Origin of the sequence: Nocardia sp. CA-120079 (assembly GCF_050955745.1) — a bacterium.
In the GTDB taxonomy this organism is placed as follows: domain Bacteria; phylum Actinomycetota; class Actinomycetes; order Mycobacteriales; family Mycobacteriaceae; genus Nocardia.
Genome location: NZ_CP192088.1, coordinates 3,819,143 through 3,843,464 on the forward strand (window position 1 = coordinate 3,819,143; position 24,322 = coordinate 3,843,464).

At 65.8% G+C, this 24,322-nt stretch carries 21 protein-coding genes and 1 pseudogene; 8 read left to right on the forward strand and 14 right to left on the reverse strand.

Features of this window, described 5'->3' with window-relative positions:
- The first annotated feature begins 35 nt into the window (after positions 1-35).
- Together ACQPYR_RS17565 and ACQPYR_RS17570 are read left to right on the forward strand one after the other, a co-directional pair.
- On the forward strand, positions 36-941 hold the full coding sequence (locus ACQPYR_RS17565; protein ID WP_433633485.1) for a dienelactone hydrolase family protein: 906 nt from the start codon (positions 36-38) through the stop codon (positions 939-941).
- The gene (locus tag ACQPYR_RS17570; protein ID WP_433633487.1) at positions 938-1,711 is read left to right on the forward strand and encodes a thioesterase II family protein; all 774 of its coding nucleotides are present in this window, start codon (positions 938-940) and stop codon (positions 1,709-1,711) included. The genes ACQPYR_RS17565 and ACQPYR_RS17570 overlap by 4 nt, the downstream gene beginning before the upstream one ends.
- Here the strand turns inward: ACQPYR_RS17570 and ACQPYR_RS17575 are convergent.
- The 4 genes from ACQPYR_RS17575 to ACQPYR_RS17590 all read right to left on the reverse strand — a co-directional run bounded on the left by ACQPYR_RS17575 (position 1,651) and on the right by ACQPYR_RS17590 (position 5,982).
- A complete protein-coding gene (locus tag ACQPYR_RS17575; protein ID WP_433633489.1) occupies positions 1,651-2,040 on the reverse strand; it encodes a DUF2784 domain-containing protein in 390 nt (129 codons plus the stop codon). The genes ACQPYR_RS17570 and ACQPYR_RS17575 overlap by 61 nt on opposite strands.
- Before the next feature lie 45 nt (positions 2,041-2,085).
- Positions 2,086-3,555, reverse strand: a complete 1,470-nt coding sequence (locus ACQPYR_RS17580; protein WP_433633491.1) for an SDR family NAD(P)-dependent oxidoreductase — start codon at positions 3,553-3,555, stop codon at positions 2,086-2,088.
- Between the two features lie 105 nt (positions 3,556-3,660).
- Complete coding sequence (locus tag ACQPYR_RS17585) at positions 3,661-4,995, reverse strand: hypothetical protein (protein ID WP_433633493.1); 1,335 nt, start codon at positions 4,993-4,995, stop codon at positions 3,661-3,663.
- Positions 4,996-5,046: 51 nt separating this feature from the next.
- Positions 5,047-5,982, reverse strand: a complete 936-nt coding sequence (locus tag ACQPYR_RS17590; protein ID WP_433633495.1) for an alpha/beta fold hydrolase — start codon at positions 5,980-5,982, stop codon at positions 5,047-5,049.
- A gap of 182 nt (positions 5,983-6,164) precedes the next feature.
- On the opposite strand from ACQPYR_RS17590, the gene ACQPYR_RS17595 reads away from it, so the two are divergent.
- On the forward strand, positions 6,165-6,869 hold the full coding sequence (locus ACQPYR_RS17595) for a TetR/AcrR family transcriptional regulator (protein ID WP_433633497.1): 705 nt from the start codon (positions 6,165-6,167) through the stop codon (positions 6,867-6,869).
- Positions 6,870-8,011: 1,142 nt separating this feature from the next.
- On the opposite strand, the gene ACQPYR_RS17600 is transcribed toward ACQPYR_RS17595, so the two are convergent.
- Positions 8,012-10,570 (reverse strand): ATP-binding protein, encoded by a 2,559-nt coding sequence (locus tag ACQPYR_RS17600; protein WP_433633499.1) that lies wholly within the window; start codon positions 10,568-10,570, stop codon positions 8,012-8,014.
- A gap of 191 nt (positions 10,571-10,761) precedes the next feature.
- On the opposite strand from ACQPYR_RS17600, the gene ACQPYR_RS17605 reads away from it, so the two are divergent.
- Together ACQPYR_RS17605 and ACQPYR_RS17610 are read left to right on the forward strand one after the other, a co-directional pair.
- Entirely contained in the window at positions 10,762-11,907 is a 1,146-nt protein-coding gene (locus tag ACQPYR_RS17605) for an acyl-CoA dehydrogenase family protein (protein ID WP_433633501.1), read from the forward strand.
- The gene (locus ACQPYR_RS17610) at positions 11,891-12,562 is read left to right on the forward strand and encodes a TetR/AcrR family transcriptional regulator (RefSeq protein ID WP_433633503.1); all 672 of its coding nucleotides are present in this window, start codon (positions 11,891-11,893) and stop codon (positions 12,560-12,562) included. The genes ACQPYR_RS17605 and ACQPYR_RS17610 overlap by 17 nt, the downstream gene beginning before the upstream one ends.
- Here ACQPYR_RS17610 and ACQPYR_RS17615 read toward each other — a convergent pair.
- Complete coding sequence (locus tag ACQPYR_RS17615) at positions 12,559-12,936, reverse strand: hypothetical protein (protein ID WP_433633505.1); 378 nt, start codon at positions 12,934-12,936, stop codon at positions 12,559-12,561. The genes ACQPYR_RS17610 and ACQPYR_RS17615 overlap by 4 nt on opposite strands.
- A gap of 312 nt (positions 12,937-13,248) precedes the next feature.
- On the opposite strand from ACQPYR_RS17615, the gene ACQPYR_RS17620 reads away from it, so the two are divergent.
- On the forward strand, positions 13,249-14,010 hold the full coding sequence (locus tag ACQPYR_RS17620) for a DUF4190 domain-containing protein (protein ID WP_433633507.1): 762 nt from the start codon (positions 13,249-13,251) through the stop codon (positions 14,008-14,010).
- 11 nt (positions 14,011-14,021) lie between these two features.
- On the opposite strand, the gene ligD is transcribed toward ACQPYR_RS17620, so the two are convergent.
- The 6 genes from ligD to ACQPYR_RS17650 form a co-directional block, all read right to left on the reverse strand.
- Positions 14,022-15,032, reverse strand: coding sequence for a non-homologous end-joining DNA ligase (gene ligD / locus ACQPYR_RS17625; protein ID WP_433635168.1), 1,011 nt, complete (start codon positions 15,030-15,032; stop codon positions 14,022-14,024).
- Positions 15,032-16,117, reverse strand: a complete 1,086-nt coding sequence (locus ACQPYR_RS17630; RefSeq protein ID WP_433633509.1) for an ATP-dependent DNA ligase — start codon at positions 16,115-16,117, stop codon at positions 15,032-15,034. Before ACQPYR_RS17630 ends, ligD begins: the two co-directional genes overlap by 1 nt.
- A 125-nt stretch (positions 16,118-16,242) precedes the next feature.
- On the reverse strand, positions 16,243-16,641 hold the full coding sequence (locus tag ACQPYR_RS17635) for a cold-shock protein (RefSeq protein WP_387284272.1): 399 nt from the start codon (positions 16,639-16,641) through the stop codon (positions 16,243-16,245).
- Positions 16,642-16,672: 31 nt separating this feature from the next.
- Complete coding sequence (locus ACQPYR_RS17640) at positions 16,673-17,773, reverse strand: SPFH domain-containing protein (protein WP_040690060.1); 1,101 nt, start codon at positions 17,771-17,773, stop codon at positions 16,673-16,675.
- Positions 17,774-17,810: 37 nt separating this feature from the next.
- Positions 17,811-18,044: a hypothetical protein gene (locus ACQPYR_RS17645; protein WP_433633511.1), complete on the reverse strand. Its 234-nt coding sequence runs from the start codon at positions 18,042-18,044 to the stop codon at positions 17,811-17,813.
- A 65-nt stretch (positions 18,045-18,109) separates the two neighbouring features.
- Positions 18,110-19,030, reverse strand: coding sequence for a hypothetical protein (locus ACQPYR_RS17650; RefSeq protein WP_433633513.1), 921 nt, complete (start codon positions 19,028-19,030; stop codon positions 18,110-18,112).
- A gap of 120 nt (positions 19,031-19,150) precedes the next feature.
- On the opposite strand from ACQPYR_RS17650, the gene ACQPYR_RS17655 reads away from it, so the two are divergent.
- Together ACQPYR_RS17655 and ACQPYR_RS17660 are read left to right on the forward strand one after the other, a co-directional pair.
- A complete protein-coding gene (locus ACQPYR_RS17655; RefSeq protein ID WP_433633515.1) occupies positions 19,151-22,087 on the forward strand; it encodes a hypothetical protein in 2,937 nt (978 codons plus the stop codon).
- Positions 22,088-22,153: 66 nt separating this feature from the next.
- Positions 22,154-23,269 carry a BTAD domain-containing putative transcriptional regulator gene (locus ACQPYR_RS17660; protein WP_433633517.1) on the forward strand — a complete coding sequence of 372 codons (1,116 nt, stop codon included), beginning with the start codon at positions 22,154-22,156 and terminating at the stop codon, positions 23,267-23,269.
- Between the two features lie 16 nt (positions 23,270-23,285).
- On the opposite strand, the pseudogene ACQPYR_RS17665 reads toward ACQPYR_RS17660, so the two are convergent.
- A pseudogene (locus tag ACQPYR_RS17665) lies at positions 23,286-23,621 on the reverse strand (MgtC/SapB family protein); the annotation flags it as partial.
- A 52-nt stretch (positions 23,622-23,673) separates the two neighbouring features.
- Positions 23,674-24,300 carry a TetR/AcrR family transcriptional regulator gene (locus tag ACQPYR_RS17670; RefSeq protein ID WP_051181995.1) on the reverse strand — a complete coding sequence of 209 codons (627 nt, stop codon included), beginning with the start codon at positions 24,298-24,300 and terminating at the stop codon, positions 23,674-23,676.
- Positions 24,301-24,322: the final 22 nt, after the last annotated feature.

The window sequence follows — 24,322 nt, forward strand, 5'->3', positions numbered from 1 at the left end:
AGTAGTTGTTGCGCCGCAGTAGTAGGGTCGGGGCCATGACGCCGCTGCAGCGTTATATCGCCGAAGAGATAGCCACCGACCATGCCGACGGATTGATCGGCCGCCGGGAAGCACTGCGCCGACTAGGAATGCTCGGGGTCGGCGCCACCGCCGCGGTCGCCTTGCTCGCCGCTTGCTCCAATAGCGGCGACCAGGCGAATACCGCGTCGACGGGCTCGAAACCCGCGGCGTCGTCGGCCCCGCCGGGCACCAGCGGCGCGGTCTCGGCCACCGCGATCACCTTCCCCGGACCGGACGGTCGCCGGCTACAAGCCGCGTGGGCGGCCGCGTCGCAGCCGCGCGGCAGCGTGCTCGTCATCCATGAGAACAAGGGTCTGACCGACCACATCCGTTCGGTGACAGGACGTTTCGCGGGTGCCGGATATTCCGCACTCGCGGTCGACCTGCTGTCCGAACTCGGCGGCACCGCCGCCTTCACCGACCCGGCGGCGGCCACCGCCGAACTCGGCAAGATCGCGCCGCAACAGTTCATCGGCGATCTGCAGGCCGGTATCGCCGAGTTGGAACGGCGGGTGCCGGGAAAGAAGATCGGCGCGACCGGATTCTGCTTCGGCGGCGGTCTGGTGTGGATGCTGCTTGCCGCGGGTACGCCGACACTCGCTGCGGCGACACCGTTTTACGGCCCATTCCCGGAGAACGGGGATCTGTCCGGTTCGAAGGCGGCGGTACTCGGGATCTACGCCGCCAAGGACGAGCGGGTGATCGCTTCGCGTCCCACCGCGGAAGCGGCCCTGGACGGGGCCGGTCTCACTCATGAGATCTACGTCGCACCGAATGCGGACCACGCCTTCTTCAACGACACCGGACCGCGCTACAACCCGACCGCCGCCGCGGAGGCGTGGCAGCGGGTCCTGGATTGGTACGGAAAGTATCTCGGGTGAAGGAGAGCGACGTGGGCAAGGCCATTGCCGCGACGGACTGGCTGCGGGTGTTGCGCGCACATCCCGCGCCGAGCCATCAACTGCTGTGTTTCCCGCCGGGCGGGGGAGCGGTCACGGCTTATCGGGCACTGGCCCAACGCTTCGACAACGGCATTGCCGTTGCCGCCGTCCAGTACCCGGGTCGGCAGGACCGGCTCGGTGAGCCCACCATCGGCGATATGGACACCCTCGTCGACCGGATCGTGCACGAGGTGCTGAATCAGGGCCCGGTGGAACAACTTTCGCTGTTCGGTCACAGCATGGGCGCGACCGTGGCCTTCGAAACCGCACGCCGCCTGGAACGCAAGGGGCAGCCGCTTACCGCGCTGTTCGTATCCGGTCGTCCCGCACCGACTTTCGTCGAGCAGAGTCGGCTGCATCTCGGCTCCGACGACGATCTGATCGGTGATCTGGAGCGCTTGGCGACCGATCCCGCGTCCGTCCAGATCCTGCGCGACGAACCGAGCCTCGCCGAACTGGTACTGCCCGCGGTGCGCAGCGACTACCAGGCCGTCGAGACCTACCGTTACCGCGAGGGCGTACCGCTGTCCTGCGCTGTGTCGGCCCTGGTCAGCACCGAAGATCCGACGATGACACCGGAGCAGGCCGAGGAATGGCGCGAACACACCACCGGGTCGTTCGACCGCACGGTCTTTCCCGGCGGTCATTTCTACCTCGACGACAAGGTCTGCGAGGTCGCCGACCTCATCGTCCGCACCCTCCACACATAGCCCACCCACGACACCACCACGCACACCGCGACCAGCCCGCGCACCAATCCGAGCGCACTCTGCGGGTAGATCACCCCGGTCAGATAATGGTCGATGAACCCGCTCGGCGGCAGCCCCGCCATCCCGGCCCGGTGCCGTGCCCAATTCTCCAAATATGTGAGCGGACAATCGAATCCGAACAGCACTGTGCTGAATCCCCACCCGAACGCGATCAGATGCAGCCAGATGGTGCGCGGCCACCGCCACGCCACGAACCCGCCGACCACCACGTACGCCACGAATACGAAATGCACCGCGGCGGTGGCATCGGCCAGCAGCCGATACAGCATATGCCCAGCGTAGCGCTGGATGCGTACGGCCTCGGCCCTAGCGGATCACCAGGGCGAGGGTTGGTAGTCCTTGAGGAAGCAGCCGTAGAGGTCGGTACCGGATTCGCCTTGGACGATCGGGTCGTAGACGCGGGCGGCGCCGTCCACCAGGTCCAGCGGCGCGTGGAAGCCCTCTTCGGCGAGGCGGAGTTTGGTGTAGTGCGGGCGTTCGTCGGTGATCCAGCCGGTGTCCACTGCGGTCATCAGGATGGCGTCCTGTTCGAACATTTCGCGGGCACTGGTGCGGGTCAACATATTCAGCGCGGCCTTGGCCATATTCGTATGGGGGTGGCCCGCACCCTTGTACGCACGGGAGAACTGGCCTTCCATCGCGGAAACGTTCACAACGTATTTGCGGCGGGCCCCGGCAGCGGCCATGGCCGGGCGCAGCCGGGAAACCAGAATGAACGGCGCCACCGAGTTGCACAGCTGGACCTCGAGCAGCTCGGTCGGGTCCACCTCGGCGACGGTCTGCACCCAGCTGTTGGTGTGGGCGAGATCCGGCACCAGGCCACCGGCGTCGATGGCGATACCGCGCGAAATGCGTTCCGGCGTGGCCGATCCCGCGACCAGCGCCAACTCCGCCACATCGGCCGAGGACAGCGTCGGGGTCAGGGATGCGGTGAGTGCGGTGGGGTGCGCCTGCATGGTCTTGCCGAAGGTCACCACATCCGGCAGCGCACCCGCGGGCAACGGACCGGACTCGGCATCGACCAGCGCGCTGTACGCGCCGGGGGAGCGGCGCACGGTCTGGGCGGCATTGTTGATCAGGATATCCAGCGGTCCCTGTGCCGCGACGTCATCGGTGAGCGCGACGACCTGGGCCGGATCCCGCAGATCGATGCCGACGATGCGCAGCCGGTGCAGCCAGTCGGCGCTGTCGTCCATGGCGGCGAAGCGGCGGATCGCATCGTTGGGGAAACGGGTGGTAATGGTGGTGTGCGCACCGTCGCGCAGTAGCCGCAGCGCGATGTACATGCCGATCTTGGCGCGACCGCCGGTCAGCAGGGCGCGCCGCCCGGTGAGATCGGTACGGGCGTCTCGTTTTGCGTGGCTGCCTGCCGCGCAGTCCGGGCAGAGCTGGTGATAGAACGCGTCGACCCTGGTGTAGCGCTGCTTGCAGATATAGCAGGGCCGTGCCCGCAGCAGCGTGCCCGCGCTCGCACCCGCCGCATTCGAGGTCAGCGGAATGCCAGCGGTTTCGTCATCGATCCGATTCGGCGATCCGGTCGCGGTCGCCGCGACCACCGCCCGGTCCGCCTCGGCGACCGCATCCCTGGCCACGGTTCGCTTGCGTTGCTTCAATTTCTTGAACATATGGCCGACGGCGCGCTGCACCGTGACCGACGCCGGATCGTCCTTGTCCAACTGCCCGGCCTGCTCCAGCACGCGCAGACAGATCGCCAGCTCATCGGGGTCGATGGCGGTGCCGCTCGGCGCTGGTGCGGTAGACGTCGACGCGGTGTTCTGAACCATCGGAATGCGAATTTATCCTTCGTGAACTGGGAGGTTGACCCAGCCATTGTCGCATTCGAATGCGGACCGGTCGGCGCGGGCGGTCCCGCACCGACCGGACATCGCCTATTTGCGCAGCTTGCTCATGGTCGAGGTAGCCGTCTTCTTCAGCAGATCGGTGACCTCGGACGCGCTGAGGATCTTGCTCGAAGACTTCGACGAACTGGACGAATACTGCGACCAGCTGATGTGGTAGGTGGCCCAGCCGTCTCGCACGGCCAGTGAGACATCGGCCGTCGGATCGTCCGACTTGTGCTTACCGGTGATCACATACGCCTCGTCGCCGAGTCCGGAGATCTTGTCGACCTTCGCGTCCTTGCCGTATTCGCTTTGGGTCCAGGTCTCGTACGACGCGGTGAACTCCGGTCCCGGATTCGTCTGCTTGTGCACCTGCGCGCTGGTGTAGATGGCGGCGTAGTCGTACTTCTCGGTCGAGCCGGACGGGGTGAAGCGGACATCGCACCCCATCGAATCGACCGCCGCGTGCTTGGAACCCTCGTGCTTCGGGTAGGTATTGCCCGAGGAATCGGTCTTCGACAACGTCAAGCCGGCACTGGTGTAGGGCGAGGTGTCGGTGATATCGCAGAGATTGGCGACGTACTTGTAGCCGCGCAGATCGGCATCCTTGCTGATATCGGCCTTGCCCGCATCGAATGCGCCGATCGCGAACATCGCTCCCGCCCATACCGCGGAGGTGACGACGACCGCGCCGAGCGCCCAAAGCCAGCCTTTGCCACCGGATTTGGGCGGCTGCTGATATCCGGGTGCCTGTTGCTGGTATGCGGGCTGTTGGAAACCCGGTGCGCCCTGCTGGAATCCGGGCGCGGCCTGCTCGAATCCGGGTTGCTGGAACCCTGGCTGCGCGAATCCCGGTGCGGCCTGTGGCGCCCCGGCTTGCGGGAATCCGGGTGTGGCCTGTGGCGCCCCACCCTGCTGGAATCCAGGCGCGGCCTGCGGCGTTCCCGGCTGCGGATATCCGGGCGAGGACTGGTGGTAGCCCGGTTGCTGATATCCGGTGCCCGATTGGTATCCGGCTGGTGTGGCTTGCGGTGCTCCGGCCTGCTGGAATCCGGGCGCGGCCGGCGATGTCCCCGGCTGCGGATATCCGGGCGAGGACTGCTGGTATCCGGGTTGCTGATACCCGGTGCCCGATTGGTATCCGGCGGGCGCGGCCCCCGGCTGATCGAACGACTGACGCACCATCGTCGGATCAGCGGGCTGCTGCTCGGCTGGGCCTTGCGGTCCAACCACCGGAACCGCGGGCTGCGACGGCAGTTGATACCCCGGCTGCCCGACCATCGTCGGATCCGATTGTGAATACTGCGGTCCCTGCTGCTGCGGCTGTTCCTGCGCCCACCATGCGTCGTTGGGCTGGTTCTGTTGTTCCCCCGGTCCGGTCATGCGCGCAAAGTACCACCCCGTCAGATTTGTCGGCCACTCACCGCTGACGGGTCACCGCGGGATGCTGGTGTTCGCCGCGCGCAGATCCTCGACGAAGTTCGCGATGGCCTCGGCGACGAGCAGCGGCTCGGTCACCGGCAGCCAGTGATCGGCCGGAATCGGGCAGCGCCACAGTCGATCCACCCAACGTGCGCTGCCGTAGTAGAGGAACGGGGGCACCAGCACGTCGGTGGTGTCCACGACGAGTTGCACCGGAACCGCGGTGGTGCGCTCACGCGGCCGCAGCAGATGATGCGCCAGATTGGCCAACGCGATCCGGGCTCCGGCGGCCAGATCCGCGCGCCAGGTCGGTGCGATCGGCGCGTACATCCGGGCGACGCCGCCGAGCTGTTCGATCAACCAGGTACGCACCCGGGGCGGATAGGCGATCCGGCGGGCTGCGGTCTGGGCCGTTCCGACTCCGTGCCGCCAGAATTTCCGGTCGGCGATCAGCTCCAGCGCTCGGCGGGGTTGGCCGGCCAATTCGCGCAGTGTCATGCCGACGTGATCGAGATTCGGACCCGCGACGGCGGTGAACGAGGCGATCCGGGTATTGGCGCGCGGATCGCAGACCGCCTCCCACACCTGCACCGCACCCCAACCGTGTCCACAGACGTGCACCGGCCGCTTCGGACTGATCGCATCGATCAGCGCGAAGAAGTCCTCGGCCAGGTGATCGAGCCGATAGTCTTGTGGCACACCGGGTTTCGCCGATCCACCGTGCCCGCGCATATCGTAGGCGATGACCCGGAAGCCATCGGCCAGCAGCGTCGCCACCGCGGACCAGACCAGATGGGTATCGGACAACCCGTGCACAAGCACGAGTGGTTCCGCGCCGCGATCGCCCCATTCGAAGACTGCCAGCTCACCGTTCGCGCCGGCCACCGTGGAGTGGCGGTGTGGACGCTGGATGCCGGTCGGGTCGGGGGAGTCGAGCTGTTCGGTCATCTGCTTGCCTCGATCGATGCGCTGGGTGCCGCGTGTACCGCCGGTACGTGATCCGATACTGACAGTACGTATTACCCGAGGCAATGGATTGAAACCAGGACCGACTATGAGGTCGGTCACGCAATAATCCAGGGCGCTTCGGCTCAACGGGTCGTACCGCCGGTACGTGTATGCTCCGGACCATGGCCCGTTCGGACAGATCTGCCAGATCAGCGTCGCGGACGATCACCCGCGAGGAGATCGTCGACGCCGCGATTCGGGTGATCGACCGGGACGGTCCGAGCCCCAGCATGGACGACATCGCCCGCGAGGCCCGGATCACCAAACCGCGCCTGTACCGCCAGTTCGCCGACAAGGCCGATCTCTACACCGAAATCGGCGATCGGATGGCCGGTTCCGTCGCCGCCGGCGCGGGCAACGATCTGACGCTGATGCTGCAACCGCCCCGGGTTGCGCTGCGCCGCGTGCTCACCGGCTATGCCGACAGTATTCTGCAGCACCCCAATGTCTTTCGGTTCCTGGGTCACGCGCACGTCACCCAGCACTCCGACGGTTCGGTACCGCAATTCGATCTCGGCCGCGCGGCCGCGAGTCGCGTCGCGCGCCAGGCACGCGAGATTGCCGAATCCATTCCGATCGATGCCACCGGCATCGACTATCTGGCCCGCGCGGTCGTCGGCGTCGTCGTCGCGATCACCGACCTGTGGCTGGGTGACGTGCATCCCCGCCGTGCCGACGGCACCGCCGAATTCGTCGACCAGGCAACCGAATTCGTCTGGGGTCTGATCGATGGATTCCTGCGCCGCCAGGGCATTTCGGCTGATCCGGACATCCCGATCTTCACCGCCCTCGCGGCCGTCAACCAGGCGCAGCGGCCGACCGGCTGATCCGCTAGGTTCGAGATCGACCGACGAGGCGATGTTGTCATCGCTGTGCGCGGCAGCGACAGGCTTGCCACATGCACCGTCGGTCGGGATCTGGTGCGGCGCGGGGCGCACGGTGCGGATCTGGAACCGGCCACACTTCCAGCCGGACGCCTTCGAGGGCGGCGCCGCCGGTCGAGCTGCGATCGACCCCGCCGTGGCCGTACCTCGCCGCGGCCGCAGTCACAAATCGACTTCGTGCACTGCGGCACCCGCTCGCACTTCGAGGACCGCCAGCAGGACCATCCGGCACACCGACATATCCGACATGTGTCCACGCAGGGTTATCACCGCGTGTGCCTCGGCTCGCCGGCATTCCTGGACGAGATCGACGAACGCCGGGGGCAGTGTCCCGTTCCGCGGTGGGGACTCGCAAAACACGGCGCCCAGCTCGTAGCCGAGTGACCTGGCAGTGTCCCGCAGTCTGTCTTCGCTCGAATTCCGGTCGCGGCCATGGAGCAAATCGTCACGCAGGTATCCGTATGCAAGAGGTAATAGTGCAGTTGTCATGGGATGGTTTGGTCTCCGGTCGGTCGGCCGCGAGAGATTACACTGCTGGCAGCCGGAATTGTTTTGTCATCGCAGGGCGGGAAATGCGCACCTGTTCGCCGTCGACTCGGCAATGAAGTCGAGTTCGGCCGTCGCAAGGTTGTGTGGTTGAAGGTCTGATGGTGGCGTCACCTGGACCTTCGTCTTTCGCGCGGACAACCAGCATGGCTCGTAGGTATATATCGCCGCATCGGTAATGGACGTGGGTTATACCTATGGAAAGGCAGCAGCATGGCCTCGCGAACACAAGCGCCACTCGGGCGTGCAGGAGGATGACCTCGAAGAATGCCGAATGTCAGAATGAGCGCGGTCGATCAGAACGCTGTCCTCGAACTCGACTGTCGACCTCGAATGCACCACTCACCGACCTGGCCTCCGGGAAGGACTCCACACGCCGTTGCCTGGACGAGCTGAGCGCCTACATCCGCGACAGTTTCGTCGAACTCGCCGATGTGTTGATACCGGGTGATGATGGCGAGCTCGCTGACGACATAGCCCGGGTAAGTCGGGACCGAGATCGGATCCTCCGGGTCTTTCGGACGGGACGGTCCCTGCTGTCAGCGCGGCCGGCGGGCGATTTCGCCTCGGACCTGGTCGGCGAATCCACTGGGGATGTGCTGGGATATGTCCGCACGTGAAGTGATGGTCAGTTTATTGAAAATCGCCGCGATTTGGGCGTCGACAGTTCGGGACGACTTTCCACGGCGGAACGCAATGTCGATGTTGGTCCACCCGGCCGCAGCCAGGATCGCGACCTGTTGTTCGGTCCGGGTCAATTCGTGCCAGTGCGATGTGGCGGCCGCCTCGGCGGGAGCATCGATGGTCAGTCTGCCCAGTGCCAGCCGTTGCACTTCATTTCGTTCCGGACGTAGACGCATGCCTCGGGCTTCTGCCGCAGCGTAGGCGTCGGGCCCCAGTACCCGGCGGGCGACAGCAATAGCCTTTTCGGATTCGTCGAGGAGGGGGCCTGACGCCTTGATGTCGATGCCGAGCTTGGCTCGTAGGGTTGTGGTGCCGCCGGCCAGGTAGGCGATTTCGGTGGCGAGGGCGACCAACTTCTTGCGGTCGGATTTTCCGGCGACGATCGAGTCGGTGATGATGTGCGCCAATGACCATGTCCGGTACTGCACCAACCACACCGCCGCCCATTGCTCGTTGGTGGCGAGGTGATATGCCAGCGAGGATCGTTCGAGGGCCAATGCTTCAGTGGGGTTGCCGTGTCGGGACAAAGCTGTCGACCTGGTGAGTTCGGCGCAAGCCTTTTCCCATGGAATTCCGCCGACGTTCGCGCGCTCGAGGTAACGCTGCGTGATCTCATGGGCCTGCTGCGCGGTTCCCAACATGCCCGCGGCGAGGGCAGTGAACAGCTCGTTCATCGAGGCAGCGCCGCGGTCGCCGTAGGCCTCGAATTTAGCCTGGGCTCGGCTCAGGACGGTGATGGCGCGGGCGTCACGGCGCGCGAAAATCAGCTCCGCCCCCCATGCGAATTCGACAGGAGCGGGCAGCCCGATGTCGGTCTCGGCGGTGTCTCGCCAGTTACGCCTGGTGTCCGGGTCGGGGATGCAGGCGGCGACGCAGTCCTCGAGCAGCTGTTCGGCATCGTCGAGGGTGCCTTGGAGCGTGGCGAGCCATGCGATGGTGGCCATGGCCCCGATCTGGAGTTCGGTGGGTTGCGGGGTCGCTGCTCGGGTTGCGTCGAGGCAGCGAAGGGTCCACTGGCGTATTTCTCGTACCGAGCCGCTGGTGAAGCACACCTGCAGGGTGATCAGCCCGAGACAGATCTCCAGACCGTCGCCGGCTCGGCCCGGGGTGGTGATGCTGGTTTCGATCGCGGTCAGGGTGTTGGCCCAGACCGTCCGGGCCCAGTCCACCAGGGCTTGCCCTTCGGGATCGAACCAGTTGGCTGCGGCGTAGGCGATCCTGTCGTGGTAATAGCGGCAGTGCCGCTGGGCCAAGCGGGTGGGTTCGTCCACCGCGGCGGTGGAGCGCTGGCGCAGTCGCTGCTGGGCGAACACCCGCAGGCTCTCCACCAGTGAATACCGCACGGTGGTCGCCGTCCTGTGCATGGTGACCAACGATTGATCGACAAGGCGCTCGAGCAGGCCCTCGATTTCCTGCCGGGGCAGAGGCACTTGGGTATCGCTGGTTTCGTCGTCGCAGCAGATTGTCTCGATGGCGTCCAGCTCAGCACCCACATCCGGTGCAGCCTCTGTGGTGTCGTCGGGATTGGTGTCGTAGCCGGCGGCGAACACCGACAGGCGGTCGAACAGCAGACGTTCCTTATCGCTGCACAGCTCGTAGGACCAGGAGATGACGTCGACGACACCTCGATGGCGCAGGTCGACGCCCACGCGGGGGCCATGCGTCCAACTCAGTCGAGTGTCATCAGCGTGGCCGGTGAGCCCGTGCAGGATGGCGGCCAACGGCTGGCGCAGCAGGCGTGCGGCCGCCAACTGGATGTAGAGGGGATGGTTGTGCACGTGGTGGCAGATCTCGGTGGCGGTGGTGGCCTGGTCTTTACCGGTGACGGGATGCTCGGTGAGTTCGGCGCGTTGCCGAAATAGGGCCAGGGCCTCGCGCTGCGATAGCGGCGGAACGGTGATCAGATGTTCGTCGATCCAGCCGATGGGTTCGCGGCTGGTGGCCACGATGCTCAGCCCCGGTACCGTCTCGATGAGGTCAGCGATCAGGGGCCCCACACCGGAGAGGACGTGCTCGCAGTTGTCGAGCACCAGCACGGTGTGCCGGGCACGTCCGGTGGTGTCGGTTGGGGTGAGGGTGTCGACCAAGGCGTCCCACGCCGATCGCCCGGAGAAGTCCGCCTCGATCACTGCATGGGCGACTTCTTCTGCTACCGCGGTCGAATCCGAACCCGGAGACAATCGAGCCAATCGCACCCAGCACGCTCGTGTTTGCCTGGCTTCGGCTTTACTGCAACGGCGCAACGCTTCGACGGCCAGACGCGTCTTTCCGATACCACCCGGGCCGGTGAGAGTGATCAACCGGGCTGGGCCCAGCAGTAGGGTGCTGATCTTCTCCAGCTCGCGGTCTCGACCGACAAAGCTGTGGGTAACAGTCGGTAGGCTGCCTACACCTTCCCGGCGCCTGACATCCATATCACATAATCATAGCCCCGCAGCCCGGGCTGAATCCCGTGTCATCAGCGTCCGCATGCCCCCTTCGTGATCCGGGCCACGGACGCCTCGACCAGCCTCGCCTTGCTTTGTTGACATCATGCCAATAGTGCGCCAATCTGATGACGAGACGCGGGTGCGGTGGCCCGCGCGATGAGCAAAGGATTTCTGCGATGGCACGCGCGGCATGGAGTGACGACGAGGTCGAGGCGGTCCGGGAACTGGCGCGCAACTTCTTTGAGAAGGAAGTCGTCCCGCACGAGGAGAAGTTCGTCGCGCAGGGACATCCCGACCGCGCTCTGTACAACCGGGCAGGCGAACTCGGCCTGCTCTGCACCGCGACCCCGACCGAATACGGCGGCGGCGGTGGCACTTTCGCGCACGAGGCCGCCATTATCGAGGAACAGGCCTTCGCGGGTGACGGCTCGATGGGCATGGCCGTGCACACCTCGATCATCGCGCCCTATATCCACCACTTCGGTACCGAAGACCTCAAGCGGCGGGTGCTGCCCAAGGCGGCGTCCGGAGAGATGGTGCTCTCCATCGGCATGACCGAACCGGGCACCGGCTCGGATCTGCAGAACATCAAGACCCGCGCGGTCCGCGAGGGGGACGAATACGTCATCACCGGGTCGAAGATCTTCATCACCAACGGCTGGCTCTGCGACGGCATCATCATCGCCGCCAAGACCGATCCGACCAAGGGCGCGGCGGGCGTTTCGCTGATCTTCGCCGAGGTGGGTGATGACACCCCCGGCTTCAAGCGCGGCCGCATCCTGAACAAGATCGGCGGCAAGGCCCAGGACACCGCGGAACTGTTCTTCGACGGACTGCGCGTGCCCGCCTCGAATCTGCTCGGCGAGGCAGAGGGCAAGGGCTTCTATCAGATGATGCAGCTGCTGGCCCAGGAACGGCTGGTCACCGGCATTATCGCGGTCGCGATGATGGAGAAGGCCGTGCAGTTGACCGTCGACTACACCAAGGGGCGCGAGGCCTTCGGCAAGCCGCTGTTCGCGATGCAGAACACCAAATTCGAGATGGCCGAATGCGCGACCATTGCCAAGGTGAGCCGGATTTTCCTCGACGACTGCATCGGCAAACATCTGCGCGGCGAACTCGATATTCCCACGGCTGCGATGTCGAAGTACTGGCTGACCGACCAACTCGGTATTGTGGTCGATCGCTGCCTGCAACTGTTCGGCGGCTACGGCTACATGACGGAGTATCCGATTTCCCAGCTCTACACCGGTGCCCGCGTGCTGCGCATCCTCGCGGGCAGCAACGAGGTTATGAAGGATCTCATTGCCAGGTCACTCTGAGGTCGCCGCCAGCGATCGCTTGCGGGTCGCTCGAAACGACACCGAGGCGCAGCCGCGCAGGCGCAGGCTGGAACCGGACGAGCGGCGCGCACAGATCCTGGAGTGCGCGATCGACATGTTCGGCGAGCGGCCCTACGCGGCGGTCTCCACCGCGGAACTCGCGCAGCGGGCGGGCGTCGCGCGCGGGCTGATCAACCATTACTTCGGCAATAAGCGCGACCTGTATCTCGCGGTCGTGCGCAGGATGGTCACCCTGCCGCGCCTCGACGATATGGTCGCGCCGACCGGCACCGATCGCGAACGCGTCGACGCGAGTGTGCACTGGCTGCTGGATGTGATCTCCGAACACGGCAGCACCTGGGTCAAGGTGACCAGTCACGAGGGCGTCGGCGATGATCCCGAAGTGCAGCAGATCCTGGATCAGGCCGATGACGCGGCCGCCGAGCGGATGCTGCTGATGGTCGGGCGCGCGGAGTCGGCGCACAGTGCGCAACTGCGCGCAATGGTCCGCGCATTCGGTGGCTTGGTGAAAGTCGCGGGCCGAGAATGGATCACCCGCGGCGCCCTCACCCGCGAGCAGGTACACGCGCTGCTGTCCGACATGCTGATGACACTGGTGACCGAAACCATGCCGAAGGTGGATCCCGGGCACTAACTGTGCGGCGTCGGCTGTTTCGGCAATTCCGAAGGCCTTTCGCCCGCCGCGATCCTGCGCTTGGTCGCGCTGTAGCGGACGCGCCGCACATGCCCGGGGGCGTGCCCGTTGCGACCGTACTTCCGCTCGATCACTTCCTCGCGGCGATGCTCGACCAGCAGTGCGGCGATTCCGGAGATCCACAATGCGGCGGTCACTGTCGCACCGATCTGGGTCCAGCCGATGAAGCCGTAACCGGCCGCGGTGAGTGTGCACGCCATGGCGACGATGCCGAGCGCGCACAGAATGATGCCGGGCACGTTGTAGTCGTCACCGAGTAGATCGCCCGCGTGGGAATGCCACGGCCGCCCCTGTTGTCCTCTCGAACCGCGCATGCATCCCTCCTCTGCTGACGTCATCGCATGGATCGGTCCCGAGACCAGCATGTACCTCGACGGCGCGCGGCGCGAGTGGTGTTTGCCGGTTTGTTACTCCGGTGCTGGAACCGCACCGTGCCGAATCCGGTCGCCCCGGTGCCGAGTAGAGGCCGAGTTGACATGGTGGCGTTCGCGATTACGGTTTGATGACGATTGATCGGCCGTTTCGGATGATGTTGCGGCCGTCGGCCCCTATCCTTTGTCGGTATCGGGGCGGGTCCGGGCAGTTCGTGGTTCCTGCGCGGTTTGTGGTGTGGAAGAGGGACCTGAATGGCACGGACGGATAACCGTGAGCGCGAGCGCTGGCCGGAGGCGCAGCCGGAGGAGTACGAGCCGGAGACCGGAGCGATCGGCCGGTGGCCGGATCCGGATCCCAACGACCGCTGGCCGGAGGCCGAGCCGCCGGCCCGACGCCCGACCCGGGCCGGTCGCCTGCGGGTCGAGGTCCCGCCCATCGTCAACCCGTATGCGATCGTCGCGTTGGTGGCCGCGCTGCTCGGCCTCTTTCCGGTCGCGATCGTCTTCGGGTTCATCGCCTTCAGCCATCCGCGCGGCAAGACGATGGCGGTGTGCGCACTGCTGCTCGGTGTGATCGAGGTGGTCGGTATCGCCGGATATGTCGTGCTGTCGGGCAGCAATTTCTCCGACGCGCTGTCCGGGGCGCACCGGGCCCCGGTCGTATCGAGTGCCGCGCTGCCCTCCACCATCGCCCAGACCGCCGTCCCGCAGCCCTCGGTGGTGCCGACCGTTGTCACACCTCCGGCCACCTCGGCCGCGGCGCCGACGAGCCAGGTGGCCCCGAAGAAGGGCACGGTGTGCACCGAGCCGGGCCGCATCGGCACGGGGGCCGACGGCAACACACTGCTGTGCCTGGCCAGCGGCGGTGTCTACCAGTGGAACGGTCCGTACACCGTCGGCGGCACCGTCGCGGAGCCGGGGACCAAATGCGACGGTTCGACGAAGAGTGCCCGCACCGCGGACGGGCGTGCAGTGACGTGCGAGAGCAAGGTGTGGGTGCTCTGGACCGAATAGCCTGCTGGTAGCTAGCCTGCGGTTTCCGGCTTCTTGGCCCGGCTCGGCTGTACTCGGGGCGGCTCGTTCGGCATCTTGGGATATTGCGGTGGCCACGGTGCGTCCATGAGTCCGGATGCCATATCCCGCTCCGACATTTTCAGCAGCGGCTCGATGGACTGGGCCGGTCGGTCCGCCCACGGGTCACCGGATTCGGCCAGCCGCGCGGGGATGGTGGCAATGGTCAATTCCTCGGGGACAACGGTATCCAGATCGGACCAGGCGATCGGCGTGGAGACCTGCGCGCCGACCTTCGGTCGCACACACCACGCGCCGAAAACCGTTTTGTGCGGGGCATTTTGGTTGAAGTCGACGAAGACACGGTTGCCGCGCTCCTCCTTCCACCACTGCGCGGTGATCTCGTCCGGATGTCGCCGCTCCAGTTCGCGAGCCAGCGCGACCGCGGCCGCGCGCACCTGATAGCCGTCCCATTTCGGTTCCAGCGCAACGTAAATGTGCAATCCACGCGAGCCGGAGGTCTTGATGCGGGAGTCGATGCCGAGTTCGGTGAACAGCTCACGAGTGAGTACGGCGGCGTGTTTGAGATCATCGAAGGTGATACCGGGGGAGGGGTCCAGGTCGATGCGCAGCTCGTCGGCGATATCCAGATCGTCGATGTGATTGGGCCAGACGTGGAAGCCGAGGCAGCCCTGGTTCACCGCCCACAGAATGTGTGCGAGATCGTGGGCGACCAGGGCATCGCTGGTGGTGCCGTTGGGCGTGGCGACCTCGACGGTGTGCAGCCAATCCGGCGCGGATTTCGGCACCCGCTTCTGGAACCACGACTTACCGGACGCCCCATCGGGATAACGCTCCAGCAGCAGCGGCCGATCGCGCACCACCTGCAGGAATGGGTCGGCCACGGCCTGGTAGTACTGGATCAGATCGAGTTTCGTCTCACCGCGTTTGGTGAAGTAGATCTTGTTCGGATTGCTGATGGCGACGGTTCGGCCGTCCACCTCGATATCGACCGACTCGGTCATCATTGCCCCCGGGCTTCGGTGAAGATGTCGCTCAACTCGGCCGGTGCGACCTCGTCGAGTTGGGCGTAGGTACACGATTCCGGTGTTCGATCGGACCGGAAGCGCACCAGCCTGCCGCCGTGCCGCAATCGGCCGGACTGCACATGTTCGTAGCGGACCTCGGCGACCAACTCCGGACGCAGCGCCTCCCAGGACAGATCCTTACCGCCGGTCCATCGGCTCACCCCGCCCGGCATCTTGCCGTCGGCCTTCGCCTGCGCCGCGGCATCGGCCCACTCCCGCCACGGATGATTCGCCAATGCGTTCTCCCGCAACGGTTTCAGCTCATCCACCAGCGACTTGCGTTTGGCCGCGGTGAAACTGCTCGCGACTCCGACATGATGCATATTGCCCTCGTCGTCGAACAGTCCGAGCAGCAGCGAACCGACGCCCTCGCCATCCTTGTGCCAGCGGAAACCGGCCACCACGCAGTCCGCGGTGCGCTCGTGTTTGACCTTGAGCATCACCCGCTTGTCCTGCAGATACGCCAGCTCGTTGGATTTGACCATGACGCCGTCGAAACCCGCACCCTCGAAGCGGGTGAACCAGTCCTCGGCGACGGCGGGATCCTGGGTGATCGGAGTCAGGTGCACGCGGGCGAGTTCGGTATCGAGAATTGTCTCCAGCAGCCGTCGACGTTCGGCGAACGGCTCACTGGTCAGATCCTTGTCGCCGAGAGCGAGCAGATCGAAGGCTACGAAACTGGCCGGTGTTTCCTTGGCCAACTTGTTGACTCGTGAGGCCGCCGGATGCAACCGGTTCTGCAGGGTGTCGAAATCGAGTCCCTCATCGGTCACCACCACGATTTCACCGTCCACCACGCATTTATCCGGCAGCGCCGCCTGCAGCAGTTCGGCGACCTCGGGAAAATAGCGGGTGAGGGGGCGGTCGTTGCGGGAACCGAGTTCCACTTCGTCGCCGTCGCGGAACACCACGCAGCGAAAGCCGTCCCATTTCGGTTCGTAACTCAGGCCCGGCTCGTGCGGCACCGAGGGTGCCGTTTTCGCCAGCATCGGCCTGACAGGCGGCATGACCGGTAGGTCCACACGATCCTCCTCGGGGTTCGCTCCTCACCTGTGCCGACGTCGCGGGCGACGCGGATTCATCGGTGCGGGCTCGAGCTCGATCGTAAATCGCAGGTCCGACAAGCTTGTGAACTTCGCGTTGCGCGCTATTCCAGCCAGCCGTGCTGATCGGCGAAGGCGGTGAGGCGGTCGCGGATGGTGAGGATCTCACCGGCGGTGAGGGCGGGGCTCGCGTCCAGTAATAGCTCGGTGATCAGGCGTTTGTGTTCGGTGACAGTCAGCTGGCCGGAGCCGGATCTGTCCTTTTTGTGCCGAGGAGCGGGTGGTAGTGGTTGACCGCCGACCACCGCGAGGTTGACTGCCTTCGGACCACGATCACCCTCGGTCACATCGAATTCGAACACCCGCCCCTGGCGCAGTTCATCCTCGTCCAGTCCGATGTCGTTCACATGAACGAACACATCCGGGCCACCATCGTCGGGCCGAATGAACCCGAACCCCCGCGAACTGTCGAACGACACCAATTTCCCGATGGACACCAACACCCGCTCCTCGCGCCGTCGCTACTCGGCCACTTTAGCCCGCATTATCCCCGTCGTTGGATGAAAGCGCCTTTTGTAACGAGTTGAATACAGTGAGGCCCTGACCGACCATTCCGTTGACCAATTCGCCGACACCGTCAGGTCCGTTGAGCACCGTCAGGTTGGCGTTCGCCAGGCCGTTGGAGGCCTGCTTGACGATTTCCGGCAGCTGCTCGATCAGCAACTGGTCCAAGGCGATCCGGTTGTTCGAGGCCGCCGCCTCGGCCTGGATCCGGGTCCGATCGGCCTCGGCCTCGGCGAGGATGCGTACCCGTTCGGCTTCGGCCTGAGCGGGTTTCACGACTTCGGCCTGCAACTGCTGCTCCCGCAACTCGGCCTCCTTGCGCGCCTGCTCGGCCTGTGCGGTGAGCACCTCCTGCATCGCCTTGGCCTCGGCCAGCGGACCGGCCTGTGCCGCTTCGGCATTGGCCTTATCGATATCCTGCTGATACTGCGCCTGGAGAATGGCGGTCTCACGCTGATATTCGGCTCGGCGGCGCAGCGATTCCTGTTCGGCCTCGGCGGCACGCTGCGCGGCCTGTGATTGCGCGATCTGCGCATCGCGCTGCACTGCCGCGTTGTGCGGTGCGGCCAATGCGGTGATGTACCCCAGATTGCCGTCATCGATGGATTGGATTTGGAACGAATCCACCCACAGACCGATATTGCTCATCTCCACCTTGGAGGCCACCAGCACCTCGTCGGCCAGCCGCTGGCGTTCCCGGATGATCTCCTCGACCGTCATCGAGCCGACGATCGAGCGCAGGTGCCCGGAGAAGATGCGGCCGGTCAGCACCGACATCTCCCGCTCCTGTTCGGACAGAAAGCGTTGGGCCGCATTGACGATCGACTGGGTATCGTTGGCGACCTTGAACGCGATCACCGCGCGCACCTCGAGTTGGATGGCCTGCTTGGTGACGCAGCGTTCCTTGATCTCGGCCTCGAACATGGCCAGCGACAGATAGCTCACCTTGCGGAAGAACGGCATCACCCATTTGCCGCGCCCGATGACTACGCCGAAAGGCGCGTTGTCCTTGCTCGTACCGCCGCTGACCAGCATCGCTTCGTCAGGATCTGGAACGTGATAACCCAGCACTGTGCCTCCCTGGCAGTTCATAACTTCGGTCGCGGTGTCAGATGTCATCGACCGGGACGGGTTCCAGCGGAATCCACGGCACCACATCGACGATGCGGCCCGGTAGTACCGCGATGATCAGGACGGTTTCACCGGCCGAGATCGGCTCGGCCGCCCGCGCGATGTATATCTCCGTGCCCCCGCGAATCGCAACCAATACTTCGCCGAGCATTCCGGGTCCCCGGATCGGCGAGGTGAGCGTACCCGTCAAACCTTGCACGGGGTCGGTCATCGCGGTGAACTCCTCGCACTCGGTGCCAGAGTTGTCAGCGTACGCGCGATTCGGAATAGCTCCGGTTACGAGAGGGACTCGGCGATGATGCGCCCGACCGATTTCTTGGTGAGATAGTGCGTGGCATCGTGCGGACTGGAGCCATTGTCGAGTTCGGGATGGGTCGTCGGCACCACATCGCGTCCCGGCGCGGGCGGGAAATAGGGCGCCAGATCCAGGTGCGCCGCGACGATATCGTCGCGATCGGCCAAATTCTCCCAGCGGGTGAGCGCGGCGGGCACCGTGGGCGGCTGCGGGTGCAGCAGCGGATAGATGATGGACTGCAACGCCAGCGGCGAACCAAGGGTGACCAGCGTCGCGGGCTGATCGGTCCGATGCAGTGCCTCATAGGCGACCACCGAGCCGAGCGAATGTCCGATGACGAGCCGGGTCTGCGAACCGATCAGGTCGAGCACCTGTTGCTGCGCGTAGGCACGCACCGCGTCCTCGGCCAGATATCTGCTGACCTGGGCCAGTGACCGGTTGACGAATTTCCCCGCCATCCCGAAACCGAAGGGCGCGAACCACTTCAGCTTGGTCAGCGTATTCGCCGCAGGCCTGGCCTTGCGGCCGAAGCCCTGTGCACCCTCGGTGCCGAGCGCGGAATTGTCCAGGTAGCGTCGCGCTTCCAGCCGATCGCGCTGGTCGGCCGCCTGCTCGGCCGCCGTTGCCAACCACGCCTCGGCGATCTGCTCGGTGAGTTCGGCATTCTCGGTACCGACCGGTCCGCCGCCGCCTTGCGCGCCGGGATCTAGAAAGGCATTGCCGTAGAACGCCATTCGAACCTCTAGCACCCCCGGGCGCTGGCCGCGCCACAGCTGATCGGCGAGTTCACCGTAGCCGGCCGTGCGGACCCCCGCGGCCAGCGCCGGAAGCCATTGCGCTTCCAGCAGATCCGCGCCGTATTGCTCCTGTGCGATCCCGTGCACCAACACGATCGCTGCCATCAGCCGCCCCCGTTGTCACTTGCCCCGATGTGTGTTCGGGTACCTTCCTACCACGCACGGCGGCCCATGTCGGGGTGTCGACGTGGTCGGGGAGTCGAAGGTGGGAATGGTGGTGCTGATATGGGAGGAAGGCTCGCCCTGGTGGTCGGGTCCGAGTGTGCGGCACTGGGGGAACTGGGATTCACCGGTGAATTGGCCACGGGTCTGTATGGGACACTGACCGGATCCGGCGGTTGGCGGGCGGCGACGCAAGCCTCCGGTCCGGTACTGAACCCGACAGTGGCACAGCTGGTTACGGCGGTGGACGAGGCATTCGACGCGGCCGCGCGGGAGCAGGCGACGCTGCTGATCGGATTCGTCGGCCATGGCACCGCGACCAGCGCGGAGGATTTCTTTCTGCTCGGCCATGATTCGCCCGTGGTGCCGAACTCGCATACGGCCTTCCATCTGACACAGGAGATTCGAGAGCGGCTGAACCGATCGTCGCTGGACGGGCTGGTCGTCCTGGTCGACGCGTGTGAGACCGAACAGGGCGTACTCGGCGCGGCCCGTCGCTGGACCGACCTGCTGTCGCGGGCAGCGGGCCGGATGGAATTGCTGGTCGCCGCCGGTGACGGGCCGGCGTATGCCGGATGCTTCACCCGAACGCTGCTGTCCACCTTCGCCGCCGGACTACCAGCGCGCGGGGAGAATCTGCTGCCGTCTGATCTGGTCGATCCGATCGCCGCGGCCTGCACCCGGCAGCAGCCCGAACATCTGTCGTTCACCTCGGGCACGGTATCGGCGGCCGAGGGCGGTGATCCCGGCCTGTGGCTGGTGCCGAATGTCGCCCGTCACCGCGATGCCGTAACCGGCCGTCCGGCAGCGGGTTTCGTCGATCAACTCACCCGCAGACTGCTACTGACCACGGCCGTGCGCGAGACGCTCGACGATATCGTCGGATCCGGCAGCTACCGGTTGCGCGGGGTGATCGGACCGCCCGGCGTCGGCAAATCGACACTGCTGGCAATGCTCATTCGGCCGAGCCTGGTCGACACTCTGCCGGTCGCACCCGAATACATCACGGCCGCAGTATTTTTGACCGTCAGCAGTTCCCTCGAGGCGGTCGCGGCCGAGTTGTCCGCGCAATTGAGCACCCGGTTGCCCGGTTTCCGAGCCGCGGTCGCGGCGGCGCGTGGCCTGGCCCGACACAGTCTCACCCCACCCGATGTCTTCGATGTCGAGGTGCGACAACCGCTGGCGGACCTGGGCGGATGGGGTCGCCGGGTCACCATAGTCGTGGACGGACTGAACGAACCGGAGCAGGGCACCCAGCGACTGCTGGTGGCCGCCGTGGCGGAGTTGACCCGGCGACCGGAACTCGCGCACGTCCGGGTGATCGTGGGCATCCGGGAGGGGCTCGGCTTCGAGAACGATCCGGAACTGCGGCATATGCATCGGATCGTCGTCGCCGAGCCGGTGGCCGAGGATATCGCCGCGATCGTCGAATCGGCCGGATATGAGCGCGCCGCCATCGACGAGCAGGAATGGGTCGGCTGGATCGATGCGCGGTTGGCCGAAGCACCAACGGCGCGTGCGGATTCCCCTGCCGCTGCGGCGGGTTGGCTGTTGGCCGGATTGCTGGCCGAGGTCGCCAACGAGGTCACCGATCGGGTGGTTGCCGAGGATATCGGCGTCGACGGTCTGGTGGCGTTGCGGGTCGGCGCGGCCATCCGGGCCGCGGCGGGCGATGGACCTGATATCGCACCGAATGTCGCCGATGCCTGGGGGATCGGCGCGGTGCTCGGTGTGCTCGTCGCGGCAGGTGTCGGTCCGGTGCTGCCGCTGGAACTGCTGGATGCGGCGATGCGTGAACTCGGGGCCGAGGTGAGCATTGCCGGAATCCGCGATCTCACAGTGGGTTTGGGTGTGCTGGTCACGCGCAGCCGCCCCGGCACGGCCGACGAATCGCTCGGTATCGCGCACGCCGCCCTGCTCCCTGGACTGGCCGATGAATGCGATCGGCTCGGTGTGCACAGCGAGGATGCGCACCGCGCGGTGATCGCGGCCATCGAGTCGGCCACCACCGCGCGCGTGGCCGACTATGCCCGTGGTGCGGCGGTGCGCCACTACTTGGCCTATGGTGCCGCGGCGGCCGCCTTCGGCTACCTCGAATCGCTGGAAACCACACGCGTGGTGGACAATCGGGACCTGTGGGTGGCCTGGCTGCCGAGCTTCACTGCCGCTATGGGGCCGGATCATCGCGTCACGCTGCTGGTTCGCAACCATCTCGCGAACTGCCGTGGCCGAAGTGGCGAATTCGACGCCGCCGTCACCGAATTGGAGGAGCTGGCCCGCGATCAGACGCGGGTACTGGGCGTAGATGATCTCGACACCGTCACCACCCGCTACGACATCGCGGATTGGCGCGGTCATATGGGCCAGCTCGAGCGGACGGTAGCGGACTTCGAACGGCTCGTCATCGATCACGCCCGCATCCTCGGCACCGACCATCCGTGGACGCTGCGCGCGCGAAACAGCCTGGCCTACTGGCGCAGTGAACGCGGCAGCCTGCGCCGTGCTGTCATCGAATTCGAACAGCTGATCGCCGATCAACAGCGCGTCCTCGGTCCCGTCGACCCGCAAACACTGCGCACCCGACTGCATCTCGCGCGTTCCCGCGCCATGGCGGGCGAGTTGGTCCGCGCGTTCACCGAATTCGAACTGTTGCTCGTCGATCAGGTCCGCATCCTCGGCCCGGATGACGCCCAGACCCTGCGCACCCGCATCAGTATGGCGCGCTGGCGGCGGGAGAGCGGCGAAACGACCAGGGCCATTACCGAATACGCCGCCCTGCTGACCGATCAGTTGCGCATTCTCGGGCCGGATCATCCCGATACTCTGCACACCCGCAATTGCCTCGCGGGCTGCTATGGCGAGGCGGGTGATATCGGTGCCGCCATTGCCGGATTCGAGCCGCTGCTCGCCGATCAGATCCGGGTCCTCGGGCCCCACCATCCGCACACTCTGCTCACCCGCAGCAACCTGGAATACTGGCGCGCTCGATCCGATGGCTAGGCGGGACGTGTCGGGGGTTAATGTTCTTGTGGGCCAGCGGCTGGCCCAGTCGTAAGGAGTGCGACGATGGCCGAAATGCGGGCGCAATTCGGTGTGCTCGGGCCGGTGCAGCTGTCGATCGATGGCGTCGCGCAGCCGGTCGGCGGGCCGAAACAGCGCGCGGTGCTGGCGTATCTGGTGGTCAATGCCAATCATCCGGTCTCGGTGGATGCGCTGGCGCAGGCGGTGTGGGAGCAGAGTCCGCCCTCGGATGTGCGGGTGAGCCTGCACGCCATCATCTCGAATCTGCGCAAACCGCTGCGCGCTGCCGGAATCGACGCCCGCGGCGTACTTACCCAGGTCGGAACCGGTTACCGAATTGCGGTGGCCGATGGCGCAAGTGATGTGCAGCGGTTCCGGGCGCGCAAGGAGGCGGGCCTGCGGGAGCTGGCGGCGGGTCACTTCACAGCGGCGGCCGAAGCGCTGTCGAGCGCACTGGAGCAGTGGCGGGGCCCGGTGCTGTCGGATCTGCGCGGTCTCGGATTCGCAGACGCCTACGCCGCGGCGCTCGACGATGAACGGGTCGGTGTCATCGAGGCGCGGGCCTCGGCCGATATCGCGCGCGGACGCGCGGACTCCGTCGCGGCCGAACTCGCCCTGCTCGTGGGGGCGCATCCGTTGCGAGAACCATTGTGGGAGAAGCTGATCACCGCACTGTATCTGAGCGGGCGGCAATCCGACGCGCTGGGCGCGGTCCGGCAGCTACGGACCACACTGGACGACGAACTCGGCATCGACCCCGGCCCGGCGATCCAGGAGTTGGAGGCAAGGATCCTGCGCCAGGATCCGCTCAGCGTCCGGGCGGTCGCCGATGTGACGATGACCCGGGCGACCACCATTGTCGAGCAGGCCGCGGCCGGGGCGCGGGCCGAATTGCGCGATCGGCGGAGCGAGGTCTATCCGATCACCGGATCGGTGACCCGGATCGGGCGGCTGCCCGACAACGACATCGTGCTCGAACACGGCAAGGTCAGCCGTCAGCATGCGGTGATCGTGGACAACGGGCTGAATTTCGTGATCAAGGATCTGTGGTCGTCCAACGGGGTGTACCTCGATGGTGCGCGCATCATCGACAGCGTGACGCTCACCGACGGCGCGGTGATCCGCATCGGCGAATTCGAATTCGTCTTCACGCTGATCTGAGTTGTGGCCGGATCTCTGCGCCCGCGGCAGCAGTGATGAACATGCCCGCACCCGCCAACGCGCCGACCGCGGCCGAACACCACGGTGTCGCAGCGGTATTGAGTCCGCGCACATTCAAACCGTCGCGGATGATCACACCCGCGCCGAGGAAACCGATGCCGGAGACGATCTGCGCGGCCACCCGGGTCGGATCGGCGCCACCGCCGTGGAAGCCGTGCGCCGAGAGCAGGACGAACAGTGTCGCACCCGCCGCGACGAGCGCGGTGGTGCGCAGCCCCGCCATCCTGGCCCGATACTGCCGCTCGAATCCGATCACCGCGCCCAAGCCGACGCCGGTCAGCAGCCGCCCGATGTGAGCCGCGCAACGTCCAATCGCGCTGCGGCGGAGCCGAATGCGTGTCGAATCAGGACTGGTACAGCGAGCGGTAGGCGGCGAGCGTGGCCACGCAGTGGTCGATTACCTGCTCGCGGGTGGCGCGCAGCGATCCGTTCAACCATGCCGAGAACATGCCCGCATTACCGCTGGCCATGGTGAGCGCGGCCAGTCTGCGGCGCACCGGGTCATCGATATGAGCGAACAGGTGGTCCTGCAGGACCTTGGTGAAGACCGGCATGACCGCGATGGTGGTCTGGCCGAGGCCGGTACTCGAGTACGGTTCGACCAAGAACAGTCGGGACTTGCGCGGGTCGGCCAGCACCTTGTCGACCAGGATCTCCGACAGCACGCGGTCGCGGGAGGGATCGGCGGCGGCGAACGCTGTCATCGGTTCCAGGAATTCATCGGCGACCTGCCGGTAGAGCACATCCAGCAGTTCGTCGCGGCTGGCGAAGCTCTCATAGAAGTACCGGTCGGTGAGATTGGCACGCCGGCATACCGCGCGCATGGTGACACCGCCCGCGCCCGATTCTCCGATCAGGTCGAGCGCGGCCTCGAGCAGCGCGGAGCGGCGTGCCTCCCGACGTTCGGTGAGCGTGGTACCGCCCCAGATCCGAGGACCGGCATCGTCAGCTGATTCCTGGCCTTTTTGCACCCGCCCACACTAATGCCTGGCC